A 5757-nucleotide genomic window follows, 5' to 3' on the forward strand; every position below is an offset into this window, starting at 1 on the left:
AATAGTATGGGATAGATACCACAAACAGAATGATGGGGACTGCGGTCCCCATTTTTACCACGATTGAATTTTTAACCGCATCAGGAAATGTTTCAGGCTAATTCTTGCTGGAAGTCACTTTCTCTAATACAAGCAGATGTTGCATTGCTTCTTCAAAGTTCTCCCCACATATATCCTTACTGGCGTTAAAACCAATACACACTGCAGGGCGGTCAGGACTATCGAACAACAGGCATTGATTTTCGTCACTCAACTGTGTGCAACGCACACCCGCAGGTTTACCATTGGGCATACCAGGTATAGATGAAGTGATGGATGGCGCAATACAACAAGCTCCGCAGCCTACTCTACATTCCATGATACGCACTCCATTAAAACGGTAAGCTTATATCGATTCTTTGAGGTTGCGTTTACGACGAAGTTTATTCGCTTTCTCACGTTCCGCCGCTTTGTCTATCAATACTTCGTACACGTAACCTGCTCCAGAGCGTAAATCCATGATTGACGTCCCATCATCCCACTTGACGTGCAACACTAAAATACCAAAGACGTTTTCCTGATAGTGGGATTGCGCGGGTCCATATTCTTTATGCGCTTTATCAATCAGGCTTTTATAAAATCGATCGGTGGATTTCTCACGATCATAAACAATGTAGATCTTGTACAAACGACCATCGAAAAAGTAATACTCAATTTTTTTGTTATCCTCGGTATGACGCACGTAAACGTCAGGATCAGCCTCCATGTGATCGGCATAACTGTAATCACTACCGGGGGTCGCTTTGTGCACCTCAAACTGGCTGGTTAACTCTTCAATGGTCATACCCCAGTTAATCCCCTCAAAACCATTAGGTAATGACACTGTTAATTGTAAGGATATACATAACAGTAAATTCAACATGGTGCTTCAAGTCCCTGAAATAATGAGATAATACATACCATTCTATGTGAACCCGCCTGTACAACCTAGTTAAATATTCTTATGGTGCAAGGCAACCGGATATTCGAAACGATTAGAATCTTACACTCACTAACTACATGGTTTTTCGAAGATATTTGACCTCACCGGCGTTCTTCGATAGTCTCAAACGCGCAACAATTATACTTCAACAACAACGTTTAACTAACAAAACAATAATCGGAGGGGAGCGATGGAATTACATATCATTTTGTTCATTGGATTATTCGCACTGGCCATGATCGGCGCTTTCAATGACAGCAAAAAAGTTTAAATAAAAAATAGACAAAAAATAAAAAAGCCAACCAGGTCCGTGGTTGGCTTTTTTTGTGCTCTCAATTTTGACTGTGTAAGTGAATGAACGTCAGATCAGACGACCTTCGGGTTGCTCCTCTTTCTCGTTCTTGGGCTCACCTTGCTGGGGCAAGCTCTTCTGTAATTCCTTCAGGGCTTCATCCAGTGAATCTGTAAGCTCCTGCAAATTCTGCTCGATTTCAGGTCCGTATTTCTCAATGGCCCCTTCCACGTCGTCCTGAACTGATTTTCCCAGCGCTTCGAGCTCTTTTTTGATCTCCGGCTGCGCCTCTTCCCAGTTTTTCCGCATTTCATCCATCTGCGTAGAGAAATCATGACCTAACTTTTCCAGGTCATCAACCAGTTTATTCAAACCATGTTTCTCTCTGGATTTTTGTAATGATTTATTAGTCTCAATCAAATCCACACGCCAGTTTTTTTCTTCTTGCTGAAGGTAGGTAGAAAATGTCGTATTTTCGGATTTGCGTTCATCATCATACTGAAGAGAAGTTTCTATGGATGCATGATTCGCCTTAATGCGAATTTCACCAAAACTGACCGTCGCATTATTAATTTCTTTTGGCATCGATTCCAGAGTGGACGTCGATGCTTTTGTGATATAACGGCTTGCGGTATCGTCGTCTTCAGCCAGCACAGCAGCCCAGAAGTTTTGTGCGGTTTGCGAAGGTGTCAATGGTGTAGTACTGCAGCCTTGAATCAAAAAAAATGTAAGGAAAATTAATACTATTTTTAAGTGACTTGAAATCATTCATAATTCCTTTGCTCATTAGCGTCGTAAAATTGGACAAAGTCGCAGCAAATTAATTCCCCAGCCATTGTCGAAGACTAATCCGCATCCCATCGCAATCAAGCGCGAGTAAACGATCGGTTAACAACAAACTATCCAACTCAGCGAACAAGCCCACTTTTCAAACAGAATTTCGTCCTATGCGGGGCGTCGCTAAAATTAATTTCAATTAAAGAATTATGAATACAAACTCTCTATATCTCACTATTCAATACATAGAAACACAATGTTGATGCCTTTCTATACGCTATTGGTTACGACATATTCAAGTCGTTAAAAAATGATGTCAGATTTGTAATATTTACAGTGATCTATCATCAATAAATCACATTGATGTATTAACTAAACCATTACGCCTCGTAATATTATTGGGGTACACTTCGCTACTTCGATTATTTAGATTTAGCATTTTTATTCTTAGAGCTTAAGCAGTGCTCGCCACGCATCTCGGGGGAGATTTCATGACACAAAAAACATCCATCTTTAGTCTTATTCTGTTTACTTTGTTATTTAGCATGGTCTGCAGTATAGCCATAGCAAGTGATGATCATGACGACGATGACAGAAAGAAAGAACTCGCCGTTGATAAAGTCAAAGGTGACTTATCCGTTTTAGTACTTGGATCAGGTGGGCCGGTAGCCACAGAACAAGGTCGCGCCAGCGCGGGTTATCTTATATTTGTTGATGGCCAGCCGAAGATCCTGATGGATGCCGGTGGCGGTACCTTTCAACGACTGGCTGCTAGTGGCGTCGATGTAAAAGATCTGGATATTATTCTATTAACCCATTTACACATTGACCACATGGGAGACTTATCGCCCATAATTAAAACGGTTTACTTTCATAATCGCGCATTCAATTTGGCCAATCCGGGTACGTTCCCGCCGGGCCGCACTGCACCGTTCCGTATTTATGGACCGGCTACCAACGGTGTGCCCTTTCCACCCGCTGTATTTCCCGAAGCGGATCCTGATGTTCCACAGTATCCTGACACAACAGAGTTCGTCGACAGCCACTACAAATTTAAAAATAAAGATGAAGATGTCATTCCAGGTAACGAACGCTATCTTCACATTTTCTCACGCGCCATCAGCGGCGGTATCTTTGGCTATGAATCAATGGATATTCCAGCTGGATGGACTACATATACTGAGAAAACAATCCTTAACGAAAAAGGCCTGAAAATAAAAGCAGTTGGTGTCAATCATGGTCCGGTACCGGCTCTGGCTTATCGCATCGAGTATAAAGGTAAAAGCATCGTATATTCCGGCGATACCAGTTCAAGATCTTCTTTACCGGATGGAACCCCTCTTCCGAATGGCGGCAACATGGTAGAGATTTCTAAAGGCGCTGACCTGCTGATTTACGACACCGCCATTATGGATGACGAACCTAGCGGCCCAAATGATGCGGTTTTCTTTGCACTACATACTACCCCTTCGCGCATTGGTGAAGTTGCTACAGCGGCTGGTGTTGCAAAAGTTTTATTGTCCCATTTAACGCGTGTAACCCAGGACCGTACTGATGAAATTGAAATCCTGATCCGTAACCAGGGTTACGACGGAAGAATTAAAGCAGCAGAAGACTTGCAGGTGATTAATTTGAGTCGTCGTCACCGTTAGACAACCAGTTGTACCCGTAGTGCATTTACCTCTCTACGTGCACTACACCTTAAAGCGAAACAATCTCCTACCTTCTTTGATTGTTTCGCTTTTTTTATGCTTGTCGTTTATTGAATCCTGCGAACGGTATAGCGTAGACGGCAAGACTTTAGATTAGGATTAAGCTGCGGTATATCACTTAAATTTTGTTTTAAATCGCGTTGATTGGAATCAATTTTAAGAAACACCCCAATCACATTTTCATAATGCGGAGCGACAAACTGAAAGGCTGACTTGAACAGTTTTTTAATTTTTTCATCCGTAAAATAGGCGCACTGTCGCATTTGGCGGCTGGAAACAAAATTGCTTACCAGAATACCATCCCGGGTTAATAGCTTATTGAGCTTACGAAACCATGCCGCATTCAACTCAACGGCGCGAACAGGTTCACCCGCTTCGTCGCCAAACAGGTCCTCAACGATTAGATCAAATTTTTCCCCTTCATATTCCTTAACCCATTGCACCGCATCGGCATGATATAAATCGACATTATCCTGTTTAACGTAGAAATAGCGCCTCGCTACATATAAATGATACGGATTTAATTCCACACCAGTAATATGTTTCGGTTTTAGAAAATGCTGAAACTGTTGTAACACAGCCCCTCCACCTACCCCCAGTACCAGGATGCGTTGCACTTTTCCCCGGGGATGGAAAAAGGCGGGAATCATCAATAAATCCCAGATGCTACCCGACACCGGATTATCGGGATTGAACTGACTGTGGAAAACGCCGTTGGTATAAAGTCGACGGGTTCGGCCAGCCATACGTACTTCGTATCGTGTGCCTTCCACTTTTTTTTGCCAAATGACAGCCATCGCAAGGTTTAATGATACTTTTGAATTCCAGTTATTGATTGTATATGGGGTATGCAATTTTAGAACCAGCCGAACTCATCCCACCTAACCAGCATACAACCAGGGTGAGTTTGACCAGTTAATGGAGAATACAAACAGATCTAATTCTATATTATTTTTCTACTTTACGATTGCACTGACATCCAGTTTCCCATCTTTCATGGGTGGGCACCAGTAGTAAGCACCGGATACCGGGCGTGTAAAGCGGAACAATCCATCGACGATGCCGTCTTCCAGTCCCATCATTCGATTTAGCAGGGCTTCATACGCTGCAAAAGAATGCCCGAATGCGACAAACACCAAACCTTCATCGGACGCATCACACCACGGCATGGAGCGCCGAACTACGAAAGCTTCCGGGTCGAAACTTTCCTGTGCAGTGCGTTTGACGTGTGCTGATGCCGGTGACCCATCAAATTCCTCGTTATCGCTTTTACGCCGGCCAAAAATATTGTCCTGCTCATCCTGGGTAAAGGAATTAAAGTGACTAAGATCGTGTACCCACTGTTGGACCGCCACAAAACTGGACCCATCCAGTCCTGAACCCGCATCTTTTACAATGGCCGCGTCCACCGCATCTTCACCGACAGGATTTTCTGTACCATCTATATAACCGCTTAAATCACGGCTATCTTTATATTGAAAGGCATCGACCACATCATCAATTTCCAGCGCCGCGCCCAGCTGATTCTGCAATTTCAGGGTTTGATGAATCAAATCACCACGATCGTTCCCGCGCAGCCAAAGCCATAGTGCTGATTGTGTCGAAGGCGTGACTATACCCTTTCCAGAAAGGTTAGGAAATACTGTCAGGCCGGGAATCGTTGCGCCAAGCGCTGACACCAGCGGCGCTCCAAAACCCACGACACAAGCATCGCCATCGATCATGCCAGGCAACTCCTGCACTACTTTAGCTACGTTACTGTCAGGCATAATGGAAAAACTAACATAGCGTGCCAGCGTCGGTACGCCGGCCAGAATACCTGATTGTGAATTACCCATGATGGCTCCTGCGAGTATTATTAAGTAGTCGGCTTGCCCGATATTATAGTGAGGTGAATAATCTGGTACGAAATTATGTTACAGTTTAAGGGTACCTCACTTTATGATATAGATCATTATCCAAACCAAAAAATAATGGCATGGTAAGCCCGTTATGGAATTGATCCAATGGCTTCG

General features: G+C 43.5%; 6 protein-coding genes. 1 reads left to right on the forward strand and 5 read right to left on the reverse strand.

Features of this window, described 5'->3' with window-relative positions:
- Window positions 1–97: 97 nt before the first annotated feature.
- From ACWVCM_RS03410 to ACWVCM_RS03420, 3 genes are all read right to left on the reverse strand, one after another.
- Window positions 98–358 (reverse strand): YkgJ family cysteine cluster protein, encoded by a 261-nt coding sequence (locus ACWVCM_RS03410; RefSeq protein ID WP_455200305.1) that lies wholly within the window; start codon window positions 356–358, stop codon window positions 98–100.
- A gap of 27 nt (window positions 359–385) precedes the next feature.
- A complete protein-coding gene (locus ACWVCM_RS03415; RefSeq protein ID WP_455200306.1) occupies window positions 386–862 on the reverse strand; it encodes a hypothetical protein in 477 nt (158 codons plus the stop codon).
- A 460-nt stretch (window positions 863–1322) separates the two neighbouring features.
- Complete coding sequence (locus ACWVCM_RS03420; protein ID WP_455200307.1) at window positions 1323–2021, reverse strand: hypothetical protein; 699 nt, start codon at window positions 2019–2021, stop codon at window positions 1323–1325.
- Between the two features lie 500 nt (window positions 2022–2521).
- Between ACWVCM_RS03420 and ACWVCM_RS03425 the strand changes: the two genes are divergently transcribed.
- Window positions 2522–3682 carry an MBL fold metallo-hydrolase gene (locus ACWVCM_RS03425; RefSeq protein ID WP_455200308.1) on the forward strand — a complete coding sequence of 387 codons (1161 nt, stop codon included), beginning with the start codon at window positions 2522–2524 and terminating at the stop codon, window positions 3680–3682.
- A 107-nt stretch (window positions 3683–3789) separates the two neighbouring features.
- Here the strand turns inward: ACWVCM_RS03425 and ACWVCM_RS03430 are convergent, their stop codons facing one another.
- On the reverse strand, window positions 3790–4515 hold the full coding sequence (locus ACWVCM_RS03430) for a spermidine synthase (RefSeq protein WP_455200309.1): 726 nt from the start codon (window positions 4513–4515) through the stop codon (window positions 3790–3792).
- Window positions 4516–4698: 183 nt separating this feature from the next.
- Window positions 4699–5580 (reverse strand): Dyp-type peroxidase, encoded by an 882-nt coding sequence (locus ACWVCM_RS03435; protein ID WP_455200310.1) that lies wholly within the window; start codon window positions 5578–5580, stop codon window positions 4699–4701.
- Window positions 5581–5757: the final 177 nt, after the last annotated feature.

The organism is Kaarinaea lacus, assembly GCF_975902315.1.